The 1,129-nt window shown below is 52.3% G+C and carries 1 pseudogene; it reads left to right on the top strand.

Going from position 1 to position 1,129, the window contains the following annotated elements:
• Nucleotides 1-17: 17 nt before the first annotated feature.
• Nucleotides 18-1,129: pseudogene (locus tag OB13_RS20850) on the top strand (gliding motility-associated C-terminal domain-containing protein); the annotation flags it as partial.

The raw sequence follows: 1,129 nt of genomic DNA, 5'->3' as shown, positions 1-1,129 counted from the left end.
AGTTTGAAATTCAGCATTTGTCAGGTTATAATTACCGGATCACCCTCAACCTCTATTTTGATGATGTGAACGGAAGCCCCGGGGCCCGCGACCCGAGTATTATGGTGCGGATTTTCGAAAAACAGGGCAATACATCAAAAGGAGATCTGCGTTTGCCTCTTCGCAGTGACACTTTCGTGAATTATACGGACATCGCCTGCACTACCGGTGAGCTACGAACAAGGCGCCTGGTCTACTACCAGGATGTGACGATGCCACCAACCGTTTTCAATAATTCCCAAGGCTATTATGTAGTATGGGAACGCTGCTGCCGTAATAGAACCATCAACAACATAGTGTCTCCGGAGGCAGCGGCACAGGCCTTCTACATGGAGTTTCCACCTGTTATTGTAGCAGGTGTTCCTTTTGTCAATTCATCGCCACAGCTCTTCCCCCCTCTCAGCGACTACGCCTGTGCCAATGAGCTTTTCTACTACGACTTCAGTGGTACAGACGCGGACGGTGACTCGCTGGTGTATGACATGGTAACGCCGCTGAACGGCTTCAGCAGCTCCGCACCCGGCAACGAAATGCCTCCCCCGGCCCGCGGTCCCTATCCGGAAATCAAGTGGTTGCCGGGCTACAACCAGGCCAACCAGATACAAGGCTCCCCTCCCATGACCATCGACAAACAGACCGGACGCCTGACCGTACAGCCAGCCAGTGTGGGCCTCTATGTGTTTGGTGTCCGCGCCCAGGAATATCGCAATGGTGTCAAGATAGGGGAAGTCCGACGTGACTTTCAGCTGCTGGTGAAAGATTGCCCCCGCAACGAAAGCCCGGTGGTATTGGCTAAAACAAGCGGCCAGCGGTCCTTCTATACCCCGGGCGAGGTGTTACGCATTGGCCCCAACGATGCACGCTGCCTCGATGTATTCTTTACTGATCCGGACACCAATGAGCCACTGACACTTTACGCCCGCCCTGTAAATTTCAGCAACAATAACTACACCTTTACCGGTCCTACATCAGGTGTCGTCAATACGAGCACGGCTTCCGATTCGCTCAAAGCTACCTTGTGCTTTTCTGAATGTTTTGATACCGGCGGTAAAGTGTTTAAAATGGACCTGATCGTAAAAGACAATGGCTG

The organism is Pontibacter sp. HJ8, assembly GCF_054824225.1.
Note: the sequence above shows the minus strand (reverse complement) of the source record. Positions and strands in the feature narration are given on the sequence as shown.